Annotated in this window: 16 protein-coding genes and 2 tRNA genes; 3 read left to right on the top strand and 15 right to left on the bottom strand. The window is 54.6% G+C overall.

Going from position 1 to position 24,786, the window contains the following annotated elements; all coding sequences use genetic code 11:
• Positions 1-53: 53 nt before the first annotated feature.
• Together WKI47_RS10295 and WKI47_RS10290 are read left to right on the top strand one after the other, a co-directional pair.
• Positions 54-863, top strand: a complete 810-nt coding sequence (locus WKI47_RS10295; protein ID WP_340227043.1) for an AraC family transcriptional regulator — start codon at positions 54-56, stop codon at positions 861-863.
• Between the two features lie 101 nt (positions 864-964).
• Complete coding sequence (locus WKI47_RS10290) at positions 965-2,146, top strand: serine hydrolase domain-containing protein (RefSeq protein ID WP_340227042.1); 1,182 nt, start codon at positions 965-967, stop codon at positions 2,144-2,146.
• Positions 2,147-2,212: 66 nt separating this feature from the next.
• Here the strand turns inward: WKI47_RS10290 and WKI47_RS10285 are convergent, their stop codons facing one another.
• The 11 genes from WKI47_RS10285 to pyrR form a co-directional block, all read right to left on the bottom strand.
• On the bottom strand, positions 2,213-3,784 hold the full coding sequence (locus tag WKI47_RS10285) for a sensor domain-containing diguanylate cyclase (RefSeq protein ID WP_340227041.1): 1,572 nt from the start codon (positions 3,782-3,784) through the stop codon (positions 2,213-2,215).
• 192 nt (positions 3,785-3,976) lie between these two features.
• Positions 3,977-4,050 (bottom strand) — tRNA-Ile (locus WKI47_RS10280).
• Positions 4,051-4,098: 48 nt separating this feature from the next.
• A tRNA-Met gene (locus WKI47_RS10275) sits at positions 4,099-4,172 on the bottom strand.
• Between the two features lie 65 nt (positions 4,173-4,237).
• Positions 4,238-5,797 (bottom strand): ABC transporter substrate-binding protein, encoded by a 1,560-nt coding sequence (locus tag WKI47_RS10270; protein ID WP_340227040.1) that lies wholly within the window; start codon positions 5,795-5,797, stop codon positions 4,238-4,240.
• A gap of 230 nt (positions 5,798-6,027) precedes the next feature.
• Entirely contained in the window at positions 6,028-6,669 is a 642-nt protein-coding gene (gene pyrE / locus WKI47_RS10265; RefSeq protein ID WP_340227039.1) for an orotate phosphoribosyltransferase, read from the bottom strand.
• Between the two features lie 30 nt (positions 6,670-6,699).
• The gene (gene pyrF / locus WKI47_RS10260) at positions 6,700-7,446 is read right to left on the bottom strand and encodes an orotidine-5'-phosphate decarboxylase (protein ID WP_340227038.1); all 747 of its coding nucleotides are present in this window, start codon (positions 7,444-7,446) and stop codon (positions 6,700-6,702) included.
• Between the two features lie 139 nt (positions 7,447-7,585).
• Positions 7,586-10,810 carry a carbamoyl-phosphate synthase large subunit gene (carB, locus tag WKI47_RS10255; protein ID WP_340227037.1) on the bottom strand — a complete coding sequence of 1,075 codons (3,225 nt, stop codon included), beginning with the start codon at positions 10,808-10,810 and terminating at the stop codon, positions 7,586-7,588.
• Positions 10,811-10,812: 2 nt separating this feature from the next.
• Complete coding sequence (locus tag WKI47_RS10250; RefSeq protein ID WP_340227036.1) at positions 10,813-11,943, bottom strand: carbamoyl phosphate synthase small subunit; 1,131 nt, start codon at positions 11,941-11,943, stop codon at positions 10,813-10,815.
• Positions 11,944-12,408: 465 nt separating this feature from the next.
• Complete coding sequence (locus WKI47_RS10245) at positions 12,409-13,737, bottom strand: dihydroorotase (protein ID WP_340227035.1); 1,329 nt, start codon at positions 13,735-13,737, stop codon at positions 12,409-12,411.
• Between the two features lie 70 nt (positions 13,738-13,807).
• Positions 13,808-14,719, bottom strand: coding sequence for an aspartate carbamoyltransferase catalytic subunit (locus WKI47_RS10240; RefSeq protein ID WP_340227034.1), 912 nt, complete (start codon positions 14,717-14,719; stop codon positions 13,808-13,810).
• On the bottom strand, positions 14,716-15,273 hold the full coding sequence (gene pyrR / locus WKI47_RS10235; RefSeq protein WP_340227033.1) for a bifunctional pyr operon transcriptional regulator/uracil phosphoribosyltransferase PyrR: 558 nt from the start codon (positions 15,271-15,273) through the stop codon (positions 14,716-14,718). The genes WKI47_RS10240 and pyrR overlap by 4 nt, the downstream gene beginning before the upstream one ends.
• Before the next feature lie 768 nt (positions 15,274-16,041).
• Here pyrR and WKI47_RS10230 point away from each other — a divergent pair.
• A complete protein-coding gene (locus WKI47_RS10230; RefSeq protein WP_340227032.1) occupies positions 16,042-18,033 on the top strand; it encodes a methyl-accepting chemotaxis protein in 1,992 nt (663 codons plus the stop codon).
• Between the two features lie 132 nt (positions 18,034-18,165).
• Here WKI47_RS10230 and WKI47_RS10225 read toward each other — a convergent pair whose 3' ends face one another.
• From WKI47_RS10225 to ileS, 4 genes are all read right to left on the bottom strand, one after another.
• Positions 18,166-19,419: an LL-diaminopimelate aminotransferase gene (locus tag WKI47_RS10225; protein ID WP_340227031.1), complete on the bottom strand. Its 1,254-nt coding sequence runs from the start codon at positions 19,417-19,419 to the stop codon at positions 18,166-18,168.
• A 490-nt stretch (positions 19,420-19,909) separates the two neighbouring features.
• Entirely contained in the window at positions 19,910-20,881 is a 972-nt protein-coding gene (locus WKI47_RS10220) for an RluA family pseudouridine synthase (RefSeq protein ID WP_340227030.1), read from the bottom strand.
• 5 nt (positions 20,882-20,886) lie between these two features.
• Positions 20,887-21,393, bottom strand: a complete 507-nt coding sequence (gene lspA, locus WKI47_RS10215) for a signal peptidase II (protein ID WP_340227029.1) — start codon at positions 21,391-21,393, stop codon at positions 20,887-20,889.
• 200 nt (positions 21,394-21,593) lie between these two features.
• Positions 21,594-24,686, bottom strand: coding sequence for an isoleucine--tRNA ligase (gene ileS, locus WKI47_RS10210; RefSeq protein WP_340227028.1), 3,093 nt, complete (start codon positions 24,684-24,686; stop codon positions 21,594-21,596).
• Positions 24,687-24,786 lie beyond the last annotated feature (100 nt).

The following is a 24,786-nucleotide window of genomic DNA, read 5'->3' as shown; positions in this document are numbered from 1 at the left end:
ATAATCTATAATGAGCAAAAACTGACACATTGTGCGAATAAAAGGAGGACCGAATGCTCAAATTGGTGAAGTGCGGCTTTAATTCGACGCATCCCGAAGGGATTTTGATCGATCGTCCGCAAGGTTCGGGTTACTATGTTTTCGTCTTGTTCAAAAGCCGGACGCAGGTGCAACTTACAGAACGCAGCTGGATGGCGAACCCGGATACGTGGACGATTTTCCGACCTGACACCCCTTATCGTTACCGCAATCTGGACCCCTCCTTCGTCAACGATTGGCTGCATTTCGGCGGGGAAGAAGCGGAAGCGCTGCTCAGTGAACTACAGCTTCCGTTGGACGAACCTGTTCCCGCGGTCTATTCGGCTTCTCTATCACGCTTGGTGATGGAGCTTCAGCGCAGTGTCTGGCTCGGCGGACCGCTGCAAGAAAGGATTATTTCTTCCGACCTGACCGGATTTTTGATGAAGCTCGGCAATCTGCGTAGACTGCGCCCTAGACCCGAACGTACGGATCGTTATTTTCCGCAGTTGTCCGAGATCCGAAGCCGACTCTATAGCATGCCGCAGCAGCGATATACGATAGACGAACTGGCAGCGGAAGTTAGCTTGAGCCGCTCCCATTTTCAACATGTCTATAAGGAATTGTTTGGCTGCCCCGTCTCGCTTGATATGATTCACAGCCGCTTGGAATTCGCCAAATACCTACTCGAAAACGGCTCTCAGTCTGTCGGCGTCGTTTCAGCTCTTTGCGGATACGAGAACGAGACCCACTTTATGCGGCAGTTCAAAAAGTTCACCGGACGCACGCCCAGCGGGTATCGGAAAAGTCTGCGGACGCTATCCCCTACATTGCCCGGGAAATAAAGAAAACACGTAAAAGTTAAATCTCACTCTGTACAAACCTCCAAAATCGGCTTACGATTTATCAGGATAAGAAAGAGGATCAGGAAAGGAAGTTAACGAATATGCTAGAGGCACATACAGCCAAGCTGTTGCAACAAACGATGAGAAAAAGTATCGAAAACCACGAAATTGCCGGCGCTAATCTGATGGTTATCCAAAACGGCGAGGAAGTATTTTACCATCAAGACGGTTTCGCCGATCCGGACCGCCAAAGCCCGATTACTCGCGATACGATCTTCCGTCTGTATTCGATGACCAAGCCGATCACGGCCACTGCGGTGATGATGCTGTTGGAGCGCGGGGAAATCGATCTGTTTGATCCGGTAAGCCTTTACATTCCAAGCTTCCGCAATCCCAAGGTAGAAAAAGACGGACAGTTGGTTCCTGCGATGCGGGAAGTCAATATTCAGGATCTGCTGAACATGACTTCGGGGCTGGTGTATGGCGGAGAAAATAAGGCGGGACGGCATACCGATGCTCTTTTCCGGGAGCTGAATCAACGTCTTGAAGGCGATACGCCGATGAGCACATTAGAGTTTGCCAGCCGTTTGGGCGAAGGTCCGTTGGCTTTTGAGCCTGGCTCCGATTGGACGTATAGCGCTTCCGGGGATGTACTGAGTGCCATCGTGGAGAAGGTGAGCGGGAAGCGTTACGGTGAGTTTTTGGAGCAGGAAATCTTTGAACCTTTAGGAATGGCCGACACAGGCTTTTGGCTATCCGAAGCTCAACGCAACCGATTGGCGAAAACCGTTCAAAATGACGGCGCAGGCGGATTGAAGTTGTATACGGACAACCATCTGGGCGTGGTGCATCAACTGGATCGCAAGCCGGCATTCGAATCGGGCGGCGCAGGGCTGGCTTCCACGATCACCGATGCGGCGAAGTTTACTACGATGCTAATGAACGAAGGGCAACTGAACGACGTCCGACTGCTGAATCCGAAAACGGTTCAAAAAATGACACTCCCCAGTCTGACTTCCTCGCAGCAAAAAGGATTCGAAGGCTGGCATTCCCTTGTCGGGCACAGCTACGGCAATCAAATGCGTATCCTGACCCATCCCGGGCAAGCCGGCCTGATGGGTAGCGTAGGCGAATACGGCTGGGACGGATGGTTGGGCGCCTACTTCACCAACAGTCCGCAGGACAAGCTGACGTTCCTGTTTATGGTGCAAAAAAGAGATGCCGGGACACTCCCGATCACGCGCAAGCTACGGAATATCGTATTTTCTGCGATGAATCCATAAAGCAGCATCCATACTGAAACAGCCCGCTTAAAAGGATGTGTAACTCCTTTTCCGGCGGGCTGTTCGTTATTCGAATACGATGCTGCGGTTGCGACCCGATTCTTTGGCCTGATACAGAGCCAGATCGGCTTTCCGAAACAGCAGTTCCGAAGCCGATTCGTCTTGGCGGACCGCGATCCCGAGCGAGACCGTGATCCGTCGCGGGACGGGCATCAGGCTGGTTTCGACGGCTTGACGAATACGCTCGGCCGCGATCAGCGATTCGCCTTCTTCAACGTTCGACAGCAGAAGCACGAATTCTTCGCCGCCGTAACGGAAACAATGATTATGCAGTCCGGTATGGGTCGACAAAATCGCGCCGAGTTCTTTGAGCACTTCATCGCCTTTTTGGTGGCCGTACGTATCGTTGATCGTTTTGAAATGGTCGATATCAAGAAAAACGACCGCGAACGGCTTGTTTTCCCGAATCCATTCCTCGGTCAAACGCTCCAGCGTCCGGCGGTTCAGCACTCCCGTCAACGGATCGTGATTGGCTTCGCGCAGCAAATAGGCTTCCGCTTCGCGCGTTTTTCGCTCGGCCAGCAAAATCGCTTGTTTGAGCATTTTCGTTTCGTAATTCCAATCGTGCACGTTCGGCACTTCTTCGGGCGCTCCGCGATTGGCGCGATGCTCGATATACCGGGCCAGCGTATGCAAAGGCATCGACAGCTTATGGGACACGAACAGCGTGAGCAGCAGCACGACGGCGATGCCGGGAAGCATATACAGTCCGGTTTCCAGCGTCGAAGCTTTGGCGAATTGCAGAACGTTGGTGTACGGAGTCTGGAACACGACGCACCAGCCCGTTTGCGGGATCATCGCGTGACCGGCCAAAAAGCGCTCGCCGTCCTGCTGATCGATCGTGGCCGTTCCGCTGCCTCCGCCCGAAAAAGCATGGCGGACCATCGTATCGGATACTTCCTGCCCGATCCATTGCTCGTTAGGATGGTATACGTATTTGCCGGCTTTATCGATCACGTAAAAATAAGAGCCGTCGGCTTTGTGATTGTGCGTACCCAGAATTTCGCCCAGCCGATTTTCTTCTTCGAGGTAGATCGAACCGGCAAGAATTCCATGGTACGCCCCGTCGCGGGAAAATAAAGGTTGGCTGACCGTTACGATATATCGCCCGGTCGGCGCGATATACGGCGGCGAAATCGAAGGAATTTTCGCGGATAAAGCTTTCACCAGCTGCGGCGTCGTAATCGTCGTTCCGGTCAGGCCGATATCCGGCGCGCTGTAAGTCAAAACCGACCGCTCGTCGATGATGACGACCGAGTTAAAAAAGCCGCTCGACTTTTTGAAATAATCCAGGTTGCGCTGAATCATCTCCGGCGAAGAATCGATCGCAGCCGCGTAATCGGCCGATTCCAGCAACGAATTTTGCATCGTTTCGATCGCCGTGCTGCTAATCCTCGCCAGCTCGCCTGCATGGTATTCGTTCAAACGGAGCGTTTGCGCAGCCAAAGCTTCACGTCCGTTGACATAACTCATATACGACCCGATCCCGGCCGCCGATAAAAGGATAAAAACCGACAATAACCCGATCACGGTGGATAATTTGATTCCCTGGTCGAACCTTCCCGCTTCCTTGTTCATATTCCCCTTCTCCTCGACAGCAAGATGACTCGCTTTTTGTATATATCGGAAGATCGAGGCGATTAATTTCGACAGAATGTAAAAAAATTCAGTATAAAATGACTAGACGGTTATGCGTCGGCAGGCGTGGTTTTTTAACATCCAACAGCAAAAATCCCCTCACTCTCAAAAGAGTAAGGGGATTTGCCATGATGGACCCTACAGGACTCGAACCTGTGACCAACCGGTTATGAGCCGGTAGCTCTAACCAACTGAGCTAAGGGTCCTGGTTCCAAATGCAGCCGTAAGGCCGATTCGGGACAGCCAAACTTTAATTGCGGGGGCAGGATTTGAACCTGCGACCTTCGGGTTATGAGCCCGACGAGCTACCGAGCTGCTCCACCCCGCGACATTGTACAAGCTGTTTATTTCGAACAGCGACAATGAATAGTATAGCTTTTTTTGCCAAGTAAGTCAAGATGTTTTTGAATTCAATATGGATAGGAGCGTTTGCCACGGCGGAGATTCGCTGCCGAACGTCAGCGTTCCTTCATCCGTAAACGGCCCTTTTAACCAGCGACGTCCTTCATTCTCCCATTGCTCCAAAGCTTGCTTCGCAGGAATCCGCCCTTCCAGCACATGCTGGAACAATTGCCTTCCCGTATCGCCGATCTGCCACAACTGCGGATTCGCCTGAATAGCTTGATCCTCCCGCTCCGCAATCGGCTCGGCAGGTCGCAGCTTCGTGAAGGCGTCGCTTCTATAGCCATACTTGTTGGCCTCCGATGCGATAGCGTCCAAACGGCTTGGCATCCGATACGGATCATGCAATTCCATTTTCTGCACACGTTCCCCTGTAACAAAACGAATAAATTCCCAAGCCTCGTCTTTATGCGTACTTGACGAGACAATTGAGAAGGTATCTCCAAGCTTCACGCCGGAACCGATATCTTCTTTGCCCGGATGCACGGGAACCGTCACCGTTTTCCATTCAAACGGATCAAAGCCGCTGATTCGCTCCGCATTCCGCGCTGCCGTTTGCAGATCGGAAGCATAGCTGCTATCCGCGAGAGTCATGGCTACCTTTTCGCCGAGGAACAGGTCACCGCCAAACGGATCATATGCCTCGGGATCGGTCGCCGGACGAAGCGCCAGCGGAATCGCTCCCTGCTTCGCCATATCCGCTAGCGTCGTCCAAAGCTCCAGCCACTGCGGCGTATTGACCGTCATCTCCTCCGAGTCCAAATCAAAGGTAGACAGGCCTAAAGGCTCTGTATACGCGCGTATCGCCCACAAAGGATCTTCCGCCAACGTCTGGGTAAAAGATAACCCGTAAGCCGGATTCCCTTTTTCATCTTCGCCGCTAGCAGCACGCGCCAAAGCGAACACCTCGTCCCAAGTCATTCCGTCCTCGGGGGGCTTCACGTTATTGCGTTCAAACCAATCGACATTATAATACAAGGCAGACGAAGCATACTCCGGCGTGAGCGCGTAAATCTCTCCTCCGCCCAGATCCTTGAGTCCGTTGATCACAGCAGGCGCAAATTCCTGTTCGGTTTCGCCTGTTTTCTCCATATAAGGAGCAAGCGGCTGCGTCCATCCCTTTCCAACGGCCGAACGAAGCAGCTCCGGGTCCAAAATCAACACATCAACCGAGCCATTTCCTTCGGTTAACTTTTGCAATTCCTCAAGAGGCGCCTGGGCTCGTACCTGCTCCGAATCCGGTTCCAGATAGCGATAACGCGTCGTATCGATCGCAGGCACAATCTCGATGTTCAATTCCGGGTGCATATATTCATAAATATCCGTATAGGTTTCCCGATAATACCGATCTTCCGCTTCTCCGGTAACAATTCCGATTCGCAGCGTGTTTGTGACCTCTGACTCTTCACTTTTCACGCCGCTGGATACTCCTTCTTGCGGTGCTTCTACAGACGGTTGCTCGCTACTAGCCGAAAAGCACCCAGGCAGTAAAAACAACGCTGTCAGGGCGGCCGTAACACCTTTCCAGGAAAGGCCTTTCTCCTTCTGCATGACCTTCTGCCCCTCTCGTTGTCGCATACGGGTAGGTTAACGTTAACCAATGGATTAACATCTCTTTATATTGGACGCTGCGTTAGGCGAATAGGTTGCGCATCGAATGATTGTTTAAAATCAGCTTACTTCATTGCGAGCATGCCGTCCAGATACGAAGTCGGTCACAAAGCAAAAAGCCGGAATTCCGCTCTGGAAGTCCGGCTTACGCTGTACAGTTGTCTAGTAGCTTATTTACCGAAAGCCGACGGGTCTTCACGCCATGATTTCAACAATTCGACCTGGCTTTCTTGAATCGTTCCCAGCTCCAGCGCCGTCTGCATCAGAGCGGTGTAATTGGACAATGTCGCAAGCGGAACATTTTCCTCGGCAAAAGCTTGAATCGCGCGATCCAACTGGTAGCTGAAGATCGCAAGCACCGCCAAAGGCTCCGCTCCTGCTTCGCGCACAGCCAGGGCAGCTTTGAGCGAACTGCCGCCTGTGGAGATCAGGTCTTCGATCACGACGACCTTTTGTCCTTCTTTGATCAGGCCTTCGATTTGGTTCTGTTTGCCATGCCCTTTGGCTTTGTCGCGAATATAAGCCATAGGTAGATTAAGCTTCTGGGCCACCCAAGCCGCATGCGGGATACCGGCTGTTGCCGTCCCTGCAATGACTTCCGCATCCGGGTACCGGGTACGGATCATTTCCGCAAAGCCTTCGGCAATCCGATCACGTACTTCGGGGTAAGCCATCGTCAGACGGTTATCGCAGTAAATCGGAGATTTGATGCCTGATGTCCAGGTAAAAGGCTCGTCCGGCTGCAAAGCTACCGCACCGATATTCAACAGATCCGCCGCAATTTTAGCTTCGATCGTGGTTTGTGTCGTCATATTCATGTTCCTCCAGAATTTCGAATTTGATCAGGCTTGTCCGTGTTCCATCTCCGCCAAAATCTGAAGCGCCGCCGCTCTCGGATCTGCCGCTGCCGTAATCGGCCGTCCGACTACGATGTAATCGCAGCCGCCGTTAATGGCTTGACCTGGCGTTTTCGTGCGTGACTGGTCGTCGGCCGCGCTGCCCGCAGGTCGAATTCCCGGCGTTACGGTCAGAAAGTCCGCTCCGCAAGCCGATTTGATGCCTTCCGCTTCCAATGGGCTAGCTACCACGCCGTCCAATCCTGCCGCCGCCGTCAATTTGGCATAACGGATCACGGCATCTTCCACGCTGCCGGGAATGCCGATTTCTTCGTTCATCGTCAACTCATTCGTGCTGGTCAGCTGCGTGACCGCGATCACCCACGGACGCTTTAGCGACGAATCCGCGGCAAGCGCTTCTTCTACGCCTTGCATCGCGGCCGACATCATCGCCGAGCCGCCGGCCGCATGGACGTTGAACATATCGACGCCCAGCTTGGTGATACTGTTCGCGCCGCTTTTGACCGTATTCGGGATATCGTGCATTTTCAGATCGAGAAAAACCGAATAGCCCAAAGACTTCAGTTCCTCCACAAATTTAGGGCCTGCTTGGTAAAAAAGCTGCATGCCGACTTTCATATAACAAGGAATGCCTTCCAGCTTGCGGATCATTTCCCGTGCGGAAGCATCATCCGGGTAATCGAGTGCGACCATCAGCCGCTGTGCTAGTTTTTCATTAGTGATCGAAGTCATAAATGTCCTCCGTATATGAATTTGAGAGCCCGGCTCATCCGAGCGCACAGGAGAGGCGCCCGCAGAACTCTGCGTGGCGCCTTCCGTTCAACCGTGCTCGCCCGCTGCTGCCGGGAAAACCGCTCGGATATGTGATTGTTTATTGGGGCTGGGCGCTTACCGGCATCGCACGGGAAGTGAAACTTACCGTCTCCAGCATATCGAGCAACGCGGCTACCGTATCGAGCGAGGTCATGCACACAACTCCGTTTTCAACCGCTTCGCGGCGGATTCGGAATCCGTCACGCGCCGGTGTTTTGCCTTTGGTCAAGGTGCTGAAAACGAAGTTCGCTTCGCCATTGCGGATTTTGTCCAAAATATTCGGCTCGCCTTCGCTCAGTTTGTTGACGCGAGTCACCGGAATGCCTGCTTCTTCAAGCGCTTTTGCCGTTCCGCCTGTCGCCATCAGCGAGTAGCCCAGCGTGTAGAAGCCTTTCATCAGCTCGACCGCTTCCGCTTTGTCTTTGTCTGCGACGGTTACGATGATCGAGCCCGTGGACGGGATCTTCATGCCGGCGCCGACCAGACCTTTGTACAAGGCTTTGGCATAATGTTTGTCGCGGCCCATGACTTCGCCTGTCGACTTCATTTCCGGACCGAGCGTCGGCTCGACGCGGCGCAGCTTCGCAAAGGAGAACACCGGAACTTTGACCGCGACCTGCTTGCTTTCCGGCCACAGTCCTTCTTTGTAGTCCAGATCCGCCAGCTTCACGCCGAGGATCGCTTGCGTTGCCAGATTCGCCATCGGGATATCCGTTACTTTGCTCAGGAACGGAACCGTACGCGACGAACGCGGGTTGACTTCGATCACGTAGACTTCGTCTTTGAAAATGACGAACTGGATATTGACCAGGCCAATCGTTTTCAGTTCTTTCGCGATACGGATGGTGATGTCCACGACTTTGTCTTTCAAAGTCTGCGACAGATGCTGCGGCGGGTACACCGCGATCGAGTCGCCGGAGTGAACGCCCGCGCGTTCGATATGCTCCATGATTCCCGGCACGAGTACCGTCTCGCCGTCGCAGATCGCGTCGACTTCGACTTCTTTGCCCAGCATGTAGCGGTCGATCAAGACCGGATGGTCCGGGTTGACCTTCACGGCTTCTTCCATGTAGCTGAGCAGCTCTTCGTCGGAGTACACGATTTCCATCGCGCGGCCGCCCAGGACGTACGAAGGGCGAACCAGTACCGGGTAGCCAAGACCTTGTGCCGTCTCGATGGCCTGATCGACCGAAGTCACCGTCTTACCCGCTGGCTGCGCGATGTTCAGACGGGACAGCAGCGCTTCGAAACGCTTGCGGTCTTCCGCTTCGTCGATGCTGTCCAGCGCCGTGCCGAGAATGTTGACGCCCGCGTCTTGCAGCGGCTTCGCCAGGTTGATCGCCGTTTGCCCGCCGAATTGCACGATGACGCCGATCGGCTGCTCCTGCTCGATTACGTTCATCACGTCTTCGAAGAACAGCGGCTCGAAGTACAGGCGGTCGGACGTATTGAAGTCGGTCGATACCGTCTCCGGGTTATTGTTGATGATGACCGCTTCGTATCCGGCTTTGCGGATCGCCCATACGGCATGCACGGTCGAGTAGTCGAATTCGATGCCTTGCCCGATCCGGATCGGACCGGAACCCAGCACGATGATTTTCTTTTTGTCCGTTTGCGTCACTTCGTTTTCCTGCTCGTAGGTCGAGTAGTAATACGGCGTTTCCGATTCGAATTCGGCCGCGCACGTATCGACCATTTTGTAGACCGGAACCAACCCGATTTCTTTGCGGTAGGCGCGCACGTCGGCTTCTTTCGTCAGCTTGCCCCCTTCGCGCCCCGGAGCGCGCAGCTCGGCGATCGCGCGGTCGGTGAAGCCCATTCTTTTCGCTTCGTACAGCAGCTCGTCGGTCAGCTCGTCCGTTTCGGCCAATACGGTCTCGAAAGCAATGATGCGTTCGATCTTGTCCAGGAACCACCAGTCGATCTTCGTCAGATCCTGAATGCTTTCCAGCGTGTAACCGCGGCGGAATGCTTCGGCAACCAGGAACATGCGCTCGTCGTCCGGCTTCGCCAAACGATAGTCCAGATCTTCCTGCGACAGCTCGTTTGCCCCTTTGAGCAGCAGGCGGTGCGTACCGATCTCCAGCGAGCGGACCGCTTTGTGAATCGACTCTTCGAACGTGCGGCCGATTGCCATGACTTCGCCGGTCGCTTTCATCTGCGTACCCAGCTTGCGGTTGGCGCGCGTGAATTTGTCGAACGGCCAGCGCGGGATTTTCGATACGATGTAGTCCAGCGTCGGTTCGAAGCAAGCGTACGTCTGGCCCGTAACCGGGTTGACGATCTCGTCCAGGGTGTAGCCCATCGCGATTTTGGCTGCCATTTTCGCGATCGGGTAGCCTGTCGCTTTGGAAGCAAGCGCCGACGAACGGCTGACGCGCGGGTTAACTTCGATGACATAGTATTGGAAGCTGTGCGGGTCGAGCGCGAACTGCACGTTGCAGCCGCCTTCGATATTCAGCGCGCGGATGATTTTCAGCGACGCGGAGCGCAGCATTTGGTATTCGCGGTCGGACAGCGTCTGGCTCGGCGCTACGACGATACTATCGCCGGTATGTACGCCGACCGGATCGAAGTTTTCCATGTTGCACACAACGATACAGTTGTCGTTCGCATCGCGCATGACTTCGTATTCGACTTCTTTCATGCCTGCAATGCTGCGTTCGACCAGACATTGTCCGATCGGGCTGTAGCGCAAGCCGGAAGCTACGATCTCGCGCAGTTCTTCTTCGTTCGCGCAGATGCCGCCGCCTGTTCCGCCCAGGGTATAAGCCGGGCGTACGATAATCGGATACCCGATCTCGCCCGCGAAATCAAGCGATTCCTGAAGCGTCGTCACGATCACGCTGTCCGGTACCGGCTGTTCCAGCTCGCGCATCAGTTCGCGGAACAGGTCGCGGTCTTCGGCTTTTTCGATCGAGTGCAATTGGGTCCCCAGGAGCTTGACATTCTCGCTTTCCAGCACGCCTGCACGCGCCAGTTCGACCGCCATGTTCAGACCCGTTTGTCCGCCGAGCGTCGGCAGCAGGCCGTCCGGGCGTTCGTGGCGGATGACTTGCGTTACGAAGTCGAGCGTGATCGGTTCGATGTAGACTTTGTCCGCCATGTTCGTATCGGTCATGATCGTCGCCGGATTGCTGTTGATCAGCACGACTTCGACGCCTTCTTCCTTCAAGGCTTGGCACGCTTGCGTTCCGGCGTAGTCGAATTCGGCGGCTTGACCAATGACGATTGGACCAGAGCCAATCACCAGGATTTTTTTGAGTTTATCGTTTTTCGGCATAATTAGCGTGCTCCTCTCATGGCGGCCATCATAGCGGCTTGACGCGGCTGCTTCGGACTGCTCTTTTTATGTTCGCGGATCATTTCGATAAAGCGGTCAAACAGGTAGCTGTTGTCGAAAGGCCCGGGGGCGGCTTCCGGATGATATTGTACGGAGAACGCCGGGAATTTCGTATGGCGCACGCCTTCGATCGTTTTGTCGTTGTTATTGATATGCGTGATTTCCAGATCGGTACCGGCAAGCGAATCTTCTTTGACGGTATACCCGTGGTTTTGCGACGTGATGTAGCAGCGGCCGGTCGCCAGCTCTTTTACCGGGTGGTTGCCTCCGCGGTGTCCGAATTTCAGCTTCTCCGTATCCGCTCCGCCGGCCAGCGCCAGCAATTGGTGTCCGAGACAGATGCCGAAGATCGGGTATTCGCCCAGCAGTTCCCGGATCGTTTCTACCGCGTGCGGCACGTCTTTCGGGTCCCCGGGACCGTTGGACAATTGGATGCCGTCCGGATTGAGGCGGCGGACCTGTTCGGCCGTCACGTCTTGCGGCACGACCACGATGTCGCAGCCGCGCGCGCTCAGTTCGCGCACGATGCCGCTTTTTGCGCCGTAGTCGATCAGCACGATGCGTTCGCCGTGGCCCGGGCTGTTATACACATGCGGCGTCGAGGTTTTTTGCACTTGATCCTTCACCAGTGCGGAAGTTAGCAGCATTTCTTGCAGTTCTTCGACCGAATGCTCCCCTGCCGTCAAAATGCCGCGCATCGTGCCGTGGTTACGCAGGATGCGGGTCAGCATACGGGTGTCGATATCACTGATGCCGACGATCCCGTGCTCTTTGAGCAATTCGTCCAGCGTGTACTCGGCGCGCCAGTTGCTCGGCACCGGCTCGTAACGCCGCACGACGAAGGCGTTCACGAACGGGCGGACCGATTCGAAGTCGTCGCGGGTAATGCCGTAGTTGCCGATCAGCGGGTAGGTCATCGTCACGATCTGGTTGCAGTACGACGGATCGGACAGCACTTCCTGGTAACCTGTGATGCCTGTATTAAACACGACCTCGCCGGTGGTGTCGCCTTGAGCGCCGAACGAGCGACCTGTGAAAAGGGTGCCGTCTTCGAGCAGAAGTTTTGCCTGCATGGGTGAATCCTCCTTATTGGTGGGTGGGGATGGAGACGCTACGGGCTGAAGAGGGCTTTCGATCGCTGTTGAAATCCGTTTTTCTCTGATTGGATTAAGACATAGCTTGTGGGAGAAAAACGGATTTCAAAGGCGAGCGCTTCGCTTCTTCAGCTCCTCTTCAGCCCTCCGCTCCTGTTGGTGGGTGAAGTTACCTTTTTAAAAGCGGAAAAGATTTAGAGATTAAAGGCTTAAGAGATTAAAAGCTTGGTTTGGAAAGCGTCATTGAAGTTTGATGCTCAAACTTCTCGACGGTTCGGTAGAGCTTGCATACGCTAGTTTTATATAGAAGAAGATTTTTCTTCGGGTGGTCGCGGTTAAGGCGATGATGCGAAAAGGATCAGACCGTTAACGCTTTTCGCAAAACGCCGGACTTGCTTGCACGGTCAGGCTCCGAAGTGCCTGACCGTGCGGTTTGTGTCCGTGTTAAGCATTGACGGGTTGCGCCAGGTCCGCTCCGTAGACGGCGCGGCCGGCTACGAGGGTCATGACGGGCCAACCGGAAAGTTTGCGGCCGGTGAACGGGGTGTTGCGGCCTTTGGTCGCGAACGTTTCCGGGTCGACCGCTTTTTCGAGTTCCAGGTCGATGATAGCGATATCGGCGACGGCGCCGACTTCCAGTTTGCCGGATTGCAGGCCGAACACTCTTGCCGGGTCTTGGGTCATGCGGCGGACCAGGAAGTCGAGACTCCAGCGGCCGGTTTTGACGAATTCGGTGTAAAGCAGCGGGAAAGCCGTTTCGAAGCCGACGATGCCGAATGGCGCAAGCTCCATGCCTTTCGCTTTTTCTTCCGCGCTATGCGGCGCATGGTCGGTGACGATGATGTCGATCGTGCCGTCTTCCAGTGCTTCGATGCAGGCCGCGACGTCGCGAGGCGTGCGCAGAGGCGGGTTCATTTTCCAATTCGTATCCATGCCCGGGATGTCTTCGTCGGACAGCACCAGATGGTGCGGACAAATTTCGGCGGTGACGCGGACTCCGACCGATTTCGCCAAGCGAATCAATCGAACGGACTGTTCCGTGCTGACGTGGCAGACGTGGTAGTGCGCGCCTGTCGCTTCGGCCAGCAGCACGTCCCGGCCGACATGGATCGCTTCGGACTCGTTCGGAATGCCTTTGATGCCGTGTTTTTTGGAGAAGCTGCCTTCGGACACGTACAGCCCTTTGACCAACGAGTCGTCTTCGCAGTGCGCGATGACCGGCATGTCGATCGCGGCTGCCCGGGTCATGGCATCTTTCATCATCTGCGCGTTTTGCACGCCTACGCCGTCGTCCGTAAAGCCGATCGCGCCTGCCGCTTTCAATGCTTCGAAGTCGGTCAATTCCTGGCCTTGTTCGTTTTTCGTGATCGCCGCGTAAGGCAGTACGTTAACCAGGTTGGCTTCTTTGGCTTTGTCCAACACCAGCTTGACCGTCTCCGGGTTGTCCGTTACCGGCTTGGTGTTCGGCATGCAAGCGATCGTCGTGAATCCGCCTTGCGCCGCCGAACGCGCGCCGCTCTCGATCGTTTCTTTATGCTCGAAGCCCGGTTCGCGCAAATGCACGTGCATGTCGATCAGACCCGGTGTTGCCAGCTTGCCTTGTGCGTCGTACACCTTCAGTGCAGCTCCGTTCACATCGCTCGCCGCCGGCTTTTCCGTATCGCTCAGGATTGCCAGCACCTTGCCTCCTCCGATCAGAATGTCGCGGTTGCCCTGTTCGCCCGGCACGCTTGCATTTTGAATCCATACCTCTACATTTGCATACTTGGTCATTGTTAAAAGTCCCTCCGGTTCCGTTCTTTTTTCGCTTCTATCTATATGTTCGATCTGCCGCTTCTGTTATTTATCTCAATGCCCGTTCGACGACCGCCATGCGGATCGGCACTCCGTTGCTCATTTGCGAGAAAATTTTCGAGTTCGGCGCTTCGACCAAATCCCCGTCGATCTCGACGTCGCGGTTGACCGGGGCCGGGTGCATGATGATCGCGTGCGACTTCATCGTTTTGGCGCGATCCGTCGTCAATCCGTATTGGGCGCGATACTCGCTTTTCGACTTCAGGATGCCTTCGCCGTGACGCTCAAGCTGCGCTCTCAGCATCATGACCACATCGGCGTTCAGCGCTTCTTCCATGCTGACGTACGGCGCGTAAGCTTCCAACTCCGGCGCTTTCATGCTGTCCGGCGCGCAGAATTTCACTGTAGCGCCCAGCGTGCGCAGCGCCCACAGATTGGAGCGCGCCACCCGGCTGTGCTTGACGTCTCCGATGATGGAAACGGTCAGGCCGCGAATCTCGCCGAACTGTTTGCGCATCGTGTACACGTCCAGCAGCGCTTGCGTCGGATGCTCGTTGTTGCCGTCTCCGGCGTTAATCAGCGGTACCCGTACCTGCTTCGCCAATTCTTCCAGCACGCCGATCGGCTTCAGGCGAATCACGCCCGCGTCGATGCCCATGCTTTCCAGCGTGCGTACCGTGTCGTAGATCGACTCTCCTTTTTCCATACTGGAAGCGGCAGCCGCGAAGTTCAATACCTGCGTGCCGAGACGCTTTTGCGCCATTTCGAACGAGAATCGGGTACGCGTGCTGTTTTCGAAAAACATGTTGGCGATAAAGCGGTCTTCCAGGATCGGCGCTCTTTTTTCCGTATGGCTTTCCCAGTAAGCGGCTCTCAGCAGGATCGAGTCAAGCTCGGAGGCGCTCAAGTCTTTGAGGCCGAGCAGTTCGCGTTCGCGAAGCGAGGAGCGGTAGGCGATCATACCAGCACCTCCCGGCGGCTGCTGATGCGTACTTCTTCGTTGTCGTCGATCTCGGTCAAAAAGACTTCGATTTCTTCCGTACGCGAGGTCGGCACGTTTTTTCCTACGTAGTCGGCCCGGATCGGCAGTTCGCGGTGTCCGCGGTCGGCGAGTACGGCGAGTTGGATCATTTGCGGTCTTCCGCAATCCATCAGGGCGTCCATCGCGGCGCGGATCGTGCGGCCGGTGTAGAGTACGTCATCGAACAGGATCACGGTTTTGCCTTCGATAGAGATTTGGGATTCGCCGAACAATTCCTGGCAGTTGATCGTAGCTTCGCTTTTCTGGCGATCGTCGCGGTACAAGCTGATGTCGATCTCTCCGCAAGTGACCGGCGTTCCTTCGATCTCGAAGATGCGTTTGGCAATCCGCTGCGCCAGCGGCACGCCGCGCGTTTTGATGCCAACGAGTACGCAGCCTTCGATCCCTTTGTTTTTCTCCAAAATTTCATGGGCGATCCGTGTCAGTGCTCGGCGAATAGCGGCTTCATCCATAATGACGTGTGTTTCGTTCATGTGTGCGCCTCCTCAGGCAAAAGGTTTGTCACCCTTCGGCCCCGTGAACGTCGGTTTCTTCTTGTATCTGTATACAAAAAGACTCCTTGCCCAGGCGGACAAGGAGTCGAAATCGACATGTTGATTCGACGAAGAGCGCTAAAAATCGTTCCGCTCTCGGCGGACGTATTTTTAGTGAATCGTCGTTCACGTTACCTTGCCAGTCTCACGGGACTGAATTAAAGGTGCTATTCATTGGGCGCAAGTTCCGCCTCTGTTGCAATGAATTATGACAGAAGGGTTATCTCCTGTCAACCACCTGTTTGGATGTGCTTGCGCGCTGCCTTTTGCCTGTGAATAAACCTATACGAACGATCTATACATTCTTTATACACAAAAACAATGTTTTATGTATATTTATTTTGCCATTTTTAATAATTATACATCTAAATTCATATTCATTCAACGATTTTTTATTATAGATTTTCTTTCAAAAAAATATCCTACAGGTGAAACGTTTAGATTTCCATCATTTAGAATTTTATTCATTGCAAACTTTGTTTCATGCACGAAATAGGCCTAATATCGAAAACGTTTGCTGGAATTTCCTTTTGGTTTTGCCGAAATAAACGGTATGTATAGACCGGGTGTACGCGGAACGCAAACGGTTTTTTTGAACACTTGATCGTTTACTCACAACGTATTAAGTACCATGACCGAATCAACTCTAAAGGTTGCGTCCATCGGTCATGGTATTAGCTTGCGTCTACCAGAGGGGGAAAACTAAACATGGGATTTTTGCAAGGAAAACGCGTTTCGTTATCATTGGGCAATAAACTGCTGATCTTTTTTATTGCCATCTTGATCGTATCGCTACTTAGTTCTGCCGTTTTGTCTTATCAATCGGCCAAAACGGCGCTCGGGCAGGAAATGATGACCAGCGCCACTTCAAGCGTGAAAACGATGAACGCGATCGTGGAGCGCGATCTTCAAGCCCGGATAACCGCCGTCGATTATCTGGCTTCCACGCTGGATCGGCAATCTTTCGCAGCGGCCGGATCGGAAAGCGGCATCACCAACGCGGCTCTCGAAACGTACGATTTGACGCAAAACGATATCGATCTTGCTTACGCAGGGTCGGAAAACGGCGTCTATATCGCGTCGACTTACGATAATCTGCCCGACGGTTACGATCCGCGCACGCGCGACTGGTACACGTTGGCGATGAAAACGCCCGGCAAAGCCGTCGTCACCGAACCTTATATCTCGGCTTCGACCGGCACGACGGGCATCACGATCGCCAAAAGCCTGAATGACGGCAGCGGCGTGGTCGGACTCGATATTTCGATCACTTCGCTGCTCGATACGACCAAGTCGATCCATATCGGCTCGGAAGGCTATGCCTTTATCGTGACGTCCAGCGGCAACTATATTTCGCATCCTACGATCGACGCCGGTTCGAGCGATACCATTTCTACCCGATTGTCGAACGAACCGCAATCGTCGGGCCAATTCGATTACACGTTTGACGGTCAAGCCAAAGTGCTCGTTTACGAGAAAAACGAATCGAGCGGCTGGATCATCGCGGGCAGTTATTACGAAAGCGAAATCCAGGCAGCCGCCCAGCCGATCCTGCATCGCATGTTGATCGTGCTCGCCGTTTCGCTTATCGTCGGAGGCGCTTTTATCTGGTTGCTGACCCGCTCGATCGCGCGTCGTTTGCGCCGCGTGGCCCAAGCGGCGGAAGCAATCAGTTCGGGCGATCTGACAGGCAGCGTGGACGATCGCAGCGGGGACGAAATCGGGCAGCTCGCCGCTTCGTTCCGCAGTATGAACGCTTCGCTCGGCGCGCTTGTGCGCTCGATTACCGGATCGGTATCCGACGTAGCCGCTTCTTCCGAAGAACTCAGCGCCAGCGCGGAGCATACGGGCAAAGCCAGCCGGCAAATCACGGAAGCGATCGAAGGCTTTGCCGATGTCAGCGAACGTCAAAGCGACAACGTGGCGGCAAGCTCGCGCAGATTGGCGGAAGTGTTCGACTGGTTAAAAGAAATCCGCAGCGATTCGGAACGCCTCTCCGCTTCTTCGCGGCAATCGGCGGAAATGGCCGAAGAAGGCGATCTGTTGGTAGACCGGACGCTGGAGCGGATTCGCGAAATCGACGGCTCGGTCCGCGAAGGCGGTGACGTCATCTCCGGTTTGGCCGAAAAATCGCAAACGATCACCGGAATTTTGCATACGATCGACGAGATCGCTTCGCAAACCAATCTGCTCGCGCTCAACGCTTCGATCGAAGCGGCAAGAGCCGGCGAAGCGGGACTGGGCTTCACTGTCGTCGCCAGCGAAGTGAAAAAGTTGGCGCAGCAGTCGGCCGACTCGGCCAAAATCATTGAAGGTCTGATTCAAGATATCGTTGCCGATATTCACGCTTCTCTCGAAACGTTCGTCAAGATTCGTTCATCCGTGACCGGAGGGTTGGAAAGCGCCGAATTGACTGCCGGGAATCTTCGCCGTCTCAAAACCGCTTCCGAACATGTCGCGAGCGATCTGGGCGGAATGAATATTCGCGTAGGCGAAGTGGCCGGGCACGCCGAAGAAGTCGCGCAGTCCGTCCGCGAGATCGCCAAAGCGGCGGAAGCCAATCAATCGGGCACGCACGAGATCGCGGCGGCCGCCGAAGAGCAATTGGCTTCGATGGAACAGATCGGCGAATCCGCCTCTTCCCTCGCCTCGCTCGCGGAACAGCTGCAAGGCGAGGTTGAACGCTTTAAAATCGATTAAGCTTTTACTACGCAAGCGCAAATTCAGCAATCTTTTCAAAAGCACAATAAAAAGCCGACTTCCGAATATTCGGAGGTCGGCTTTTCAGTTTACGAATCATCAAACGGTAAGGTTCAAACGCGGGAAATCCTTTTAAAATTCGAATTCCACGTCGCTCAGACGGGTTTTGATTTCTTGAATGACGCGTTTTTCTTCGGCTTCGCCTTTGGCTTCGAAGGTAACGGAGAAACGCACGAACGAACCCGCGTCGTCCCACGGCACGGTGGAGATCAATTTTTCGCGGATCAGGAATTGCGAGAATGCTTCGCCGCTGCCGAAAGCTTCGCCGCCCTTGATGCCTTTAGGCGCCTGTACGTACAGGAAGAACGAGCCTTTCGGTTTGGTTGCGGTAAAGCCCAGTTCGTTCAAAGCCGCTACGAGCATATCGTGGCGACGGGAATATTTGTCTGCGATTTGTTCCGTGATCGACGGATTAGCGAGACCGTAAGCAGCCGCTTTTTGAATCGCGATAAACTGACCGGAATCGTTGTTGTCTTTGACGTCGCTAAAAGCTTTGACGATGAGCGGGTTACCCGCCACGAATCCGATTCTCCAACCCGTCATGTTGTACGACTTCGACAGGGAGTGCAGCTCGATACCGACGTCTTTTGCACCCGGCGTGCTCAGGAAACTAAGCGGCTTCAGGCCGTCATACGTCAGCGCGGCATAAGGAGCATCGTGGACCACGATCACTTCGTTGGCTTTCGCCCACTCTACGACTTTGGCGAAAAACTCCGGAGTCGCGCTTGCGCCTGTCGGGTTGTTTGGATAGTTCAGGTACAGCAACTTGGCGCGCTTCGCGATATCGGCCGGAATAGACTCCAGATCCGGCAGGAAGTCGTTTTCTTGGGTCAGTTGTACGTTGTGCACTTCGCCGCCCACGTATTTCGTGTGCGTGCCCAGAACGGGATAACCCGGAACCGTCAGGATTGCCACGTCACCTGGGTTGATGAACACGGACGGCAGCATCGCAAGCGCCGGCTTGGAGCCGATCGAGTGCACGATTTCTGTTGTTGGGTCGATGCCTTCGACTTTGAAAACGTCAGCCAGGTATTGAGCCGCAGCGGCTTTGAATTCCGGAATGCCGTTGTCGGCATAACCGCGGTTTTCAGGCTTTGCCGCTTCTTCGGCAAGCTTCGCTACGATGCCTGCGTCCGCCATCTCATCGGGTTCGCCAACGCCCATGTCGATCAGCTCGACATCGGGGAAAGCTTGGCGTGCTGCCGCTTTGGCGCGTTTGATTTTTTCGAATTTATAAATATTGGTGTCCTTGCCGTAGTTGGCTCCACCGATCCGATCGGCGAAAACTTGCTGGACGAATGTGTTTTGATACTGTTCGATACTCATGGTTAAGGTCAGCTCCTTGGGCAGAATGTTCTATATTCCATGATGCCTTAAATCGGCGGGGAGGAACATGGATTATGTGGCGGAAAATTTAGTGTTTTTGCGCAGGTGGAGGGGAGACGCTTCGGGGTGGAAGGGCCTGCGGATCGCTGTCGTACTCCGGTTTTCCTCGATTGGAGTAAGAACTTTACTGGAGGTGGGAAACCGGATTGCAAAGGCGAACGCTTCGCTTCCTACGGCTCCTTCCACCCCTCCGCTCCGCCTGCGCATTGTGGGTAGGGAGAAAAGCACCTGCCCCTTTAGACGGGGCAGGTGCTTGAGCGGGCGTTGCCCTTGGGTTCGCCTGATTGGGAGGCGAACTAAGGATGGGCTCCGCGTTGCGAATCGCCAAGGGCTAAAGGCTGGGATGGGCTCCGCTTCGCGAATCGCCAAAAGATTAAGGTCTGGACTCTCGCGTCGCGAATCGTCAAGGGCCGAGGAACGGGCTCTTGGGTCAGCGGCTGCGGAGGTAGGTTAATAGCTCTTCCATATCGGCAGGCATTGGAGCGGAGAACTCAAGGCGTTCTCCGGTCGTTGGGTGTGTAAAGCCCAACGAAGCGGCGTGCAGGGCTTGGCCTTGCATTTTGAGGCCGCCGGTACGGCCGTACATGGGATCGCCGACCAGAGGGTGGCCGATGAATTTCATGTGGGCGCGGATCTGGTGGGTACGGCCGGTTTCGAGCTTCAGTTCGAGCAGCGTGTAATCGCCGAAGCGTTCGATGACGTTGAAGTGCGTGACGGCGTGCTTGCCGCCGGATTGGACGACGGTATACATTTTGCGGTCGTGCGGGTCGCGGGCCAGGTTGGCTTCGACGGTGCCGTGGGTATGCGCGATGTTGCCGCGTACCAATGCGTTGTAAATACGGCTCACGGAGTGTTCTTTAAGCTGCGCGGACAACGACGTATGCGCTTTGTCGTTTTTGGCCGCCATCAGCAGACCGCTGGTGTCTTTGTCGATGCGGTGCACGATGCCGGGACGAAGTTCGCCGTTGATGCCGGACAGGTCTTTGCAGTGGAACATCAGGGCGTTGACCAGCGTGCCGGACGAATGGCCGACAGCCGGGTGTACGACCATACCGCGCACTTTGTTGACGACGATCACGTCGGCGTCTTCGTAGACGACTTCAAGAGGGATATCTTGCGGTACGAGATCCACCGATTCGGGTTGCGGTACGCGAACCTCGACTAGTTCGCCTGCGGACAACTTATGATTGGCTTTGGCGATGCGTCCGTTTACGGTCACATGACCCTGCTCGATCCAAAGCTGAATCTGGGAGCGGGAGACATTGCCTTCTATGGACTCGGTCACGTATTTATCAAGGCGCTGCTTGTTGCCTTCGGCAGCGACGCTCCATTGCAAGATTTCTTCTTCGTTGCCGTTCTCGTCCGCCGAAGCGTCAGGAACATTGGATGGTTTTTCGGTCATGTTGTTTAGTCCTCCGTGCGTTGTTCTGGCTGTGTTACAGGTTTAGGTTCGTTCGGGCGGCGCGAATCGAGCAGCGTATCCAGGATGATCAATACCACGCCAACCACGATGCAGGCATCTGCCACGTTGAAGATCGGGAAGCTGTAACTGCCGAAGTTGAACAGGAAAAAGTCCACGACTTCGCCCATGCGAACGCGATCCAGGAAGTTGCCGAGCGCTCCGCCCAGCACCAAACTAAGCGCGACCGGAAGCATACGCGCTGAACCTCTGGCATTTTTTACCCGTTGAAGATACCAGATGATCCCGGCTACGACCACCAGAGTGACGATGATAAAAAACCACTGCTTTTCCTGTAAAATGCCGAATGCGGCGCCTTTATTTCGGTGCGACGTCAGAATGAAAAAATCGCCGATGATCGGAATTTGATCTCGAATTTCCATACGTGTAGCTACCAGATACTTTGTTCCTTGGTCGATCAGAAAAGCTACAAGCGCGATCACATAATAAATCACGTTAATCCGTCACCTCGTATTTAAGATACATGCACATGAGTACCGGGAAACGACAGCAAATGCGTCCTTTCCAACCCGTCTATTGTAGCACAGCGCCGAATAGAGCGTCTATCATCCTACCTCGTTACAAACAAACAGCGCCTGTCGGTTTTGCACAGGCACTGTTTGCTGCGTCTTATCTTTTGGTTTCCGGCAGTCGGTTAGTCAACTTTGATTCCGACTTCTTTGCCGTTCAACGTCACTCGCTCCATGCCGTCTTGGCTGCCGAACGATACGTTGTTCACCAATACGTTTTCGCGAAGAACCGAATCGAACGCGGCAAGTGCGGCTTGCAGCTCAGCGTCGACGTCGAGCGTCAGGTCCACGTACTGCTCCACTTTAAGGTCAAGTTTTTTGCGTGTATCCTGCACGGCACGCACGATTTCGCGTACCCAGCCTTCCTGTTCGAGTTCAGGCGTGACATCGGTGTTCAGCGCTACGGTCAAGCCGTAACCCGAAGCGGACGCGAAGCCTTCTTTGGCTTTTTTCTCGATCAATAGCTCTTCGCTGCTCACTTGCAGCTCTTCGCCTTCGGTCGACGCGATATTAAACGAACCGTTATCCACGACCGCGCGTGTTTCTTCGGCTGTCATGCCTTTGAAATGGTTTTGCAGGAAGCCGACGTTTTTGCCGTACTTTTTGCCCGCTACCTTCAGGTTCAGCTTGAGCGTGTAATCGACGAAGTCGCTGTCTCCGCTTTCGATACGGATTTCTTTCACGTTGATCTCGTCTTTGACGATCTCCGCGTAATCCGCCAGATCGAACTCGCGATCCATCGACACGATCAGCTCCGACAGCGGTTGACGCGTTTTGAGACTGTTTTCGTTCCGCACGTTGCGCGCCAATTCCACGATCTGCTGCGACGTTTTCATATCGCGCTCCAGCTCGGCGTCGATCAGCGAAGCATCGGCTTCCGGGTAATCGGCCAGGTGCACGCTTGTTTTTCCGCCCAGATTGCTGTACAGATCTTCCGCCAGCACCGGCATGAACGGCGCGATCAGACGCGCCAGCGTCGTCAGCACTTCGGTCAGCGTGCGATACGCATCCAGCTTGTCTTCGGTTAGGCCACTGCCCCAGAAGCGGTCGCGCGAACGACGGATATACCAGTTGCTCAGGCCGTCGACGAATTCTTCGATCCCTTTTGCCGCAGTCAGGAAGTCGTTGTCGGACAACGCTTCGTTCGCCGTCGTCACCAGGCTATGCAGACGGGACAAGATCCAGCGATCCAAACGGCCTGTCGGTACTTGGAACGGATGCTCGGCCGGATCGAAGCCGTCGATATCCGCATACAGAGTCAGGAACGCATGCGTATTGACGATGGTGTCTACGACCTTCGACTTTGCTTCGCCAACGACGCTTTTCGAGAAGCGCTTTGTGTTCCACGGCGCGCTGTCAGCCAGCATGACCCAACGGAAAGCGTCCATGCCGTACTCTTCCAGCACTTCCCACGGATCGACGACGTTGCCTTTGGACTTGGACATCTTCTGGCCGTTTTCATCCAGAATATGGCCGGTTGCCATCACGGATTTGTACGGCGCTTCGCCGGTAATCATGGTCGATACCGCGAGCAAGCTGTAGAACCAGCCGCGCGTTTGGTCGATGCCTTCTACGATCATATCGGCCGGATATTGCGCTTTGAACGTTTCTTCATTTTCGAACGGGTAATGCTGTTGGGCAAACGGCATCGAACCGCTGTCGAACCAGACGTCGATCACTTCCGGCGTACGGGTCATGACCGCGCCTTCGGCGAATGGAGACTTCAGTTTGATCTCGTCCACGTAAGGCTTGTGCAGCTCGATGTCTTCCGGTACGAAGTCTACGGCGCGCTCACGCAGATCGGCAATGCTTTTCGGTGCGTACTGCTTGCCTGTCTCCTCGCACACCCATACGTTGAGCGGCGTGCCCCAGTAGCGGTTACGGCTGATGTTCCAGTCGATCAGATCGTCCAAGAATTTGCCGAAGCGGCCGTCGCGGACGTGATCCGGGTACCATTTGACGCCTTTATTGTTTTCGATCAGCTTGTCTTTGACCGCGGTCGTTTGGATGAACCAGCTATCCGTTGCGTAGTACAGCAGCGGCGTGTGGCATCTCCAGCAGAACGGATAGCTGTGCTCGTATTTCTCTTTGCTGTACAGACGACCTTTTTCCGACAGATATTTCACGATCTCGATGTCTGTCTCGCCGTCTTTGACGAAGCGTCCCGCGAAGTCCGTCACGTCGGCTACAAAGCGGCCTTGCGAATCGACGAGGTTGATAAAGCTGATCCCGTTCTCGCGGCAGACGCGGTAATCGTCTTCGCCGTGCGCCGGAGCCATATGCACGACGCCCGTACCGCTGGAATCCGTAACGAAGTCCGCGCCCAGGATAACATGTCCTTTTTCCGGCGTGAAGTAGTGGAACGGAGCGTCATAGCTCAAGCCTACCAGCTCAGAGCCTTGCAGTTCGGACAGCGTCTCGTATTCGCCTTTCAGCACGCTCTCCGTCAGGTTTTTCGCCAGGATCAGCACTTCGCCTTCCTGCTTCACCTTCACGTACGTCATGCTTGGATTGACAGCCAAAGCGATGTTCGAAGGCAGCGTCCAAGGCGTCGTCGTCCAAGCCAAAACGAACTCGCCATTCTCCAGCTTGAACTTGGCCGTTGCGCTCAGGTCTTTGACGTCTTCGTAGCCTTGGGCTACTTCGTGCGAGCTCAGCGTCGTTTGGCAAGAAGGACAGTACGGGCTGACACGGTGTCCGCGGTATAGCAGTCCTTTTTCATGGATCGTGCCGAGTAGGTTCCAGACACTCTCGATGTATTTGTTATCCAGCGTGATGTACGGGTTGTCGAGGTCTGTCCAATAGCCGATCGCTTCGGTCAGATCGCGCCACTGTTTCTCGTACGTGAACACACTTTCTTTACACTTTTTGATAAACTTCTCGACGCCGTACTCTTCGATATCGTGCTTGCCAGAGATGCCGAGCTGCTTTTCCACGCCCAGTTCAACCGGAAGTCCGTGTGTATCCCAGCCTGCTTTACGCACGACATGGAAGCCTTTCATCGTCTGATAACGGCCTACGAAGTCCTTGATGACGCGTCCCAGCACGTGTCCGATATGCGGAACTCCGTTTGCGGTTGGCGGGCCTTCGTAAAAAACAAAGTTGGGCTTGCCTTCGCGGTTTTCGATCGATTGCTTGAACGTATTCTCCTCGTTCCAACGGTTGAGCACACGCAGGTCGCGTGCGCGCGCTTTTTCTTTTACATCGACTCTTTGCATCTTGGTCGGCTCCTTTTTAATAAAAAATAAAACCCCGCCCCTGAAAAGGGACGAGGTTAGCTCGCGTTACCACCCTTGTTTCGCCAATTGCACGTCCTGT

The sequence above is a fragment of the Saccharibacillus sacchari genome, assembly GCF_037722395.1.
Taxonomy (GTDB): Bacteria; Bacillota; Bacilli; order Paenibacillales; family Paenibacillaceae; genus Saccharibacillus; species Saccharibacillus sacchari_A.
The sequence above is the reverse complement of the archived record's forward strand: the minus strand, read 5'-3'. Positions and strand labels throughout refer to the sequence as shown.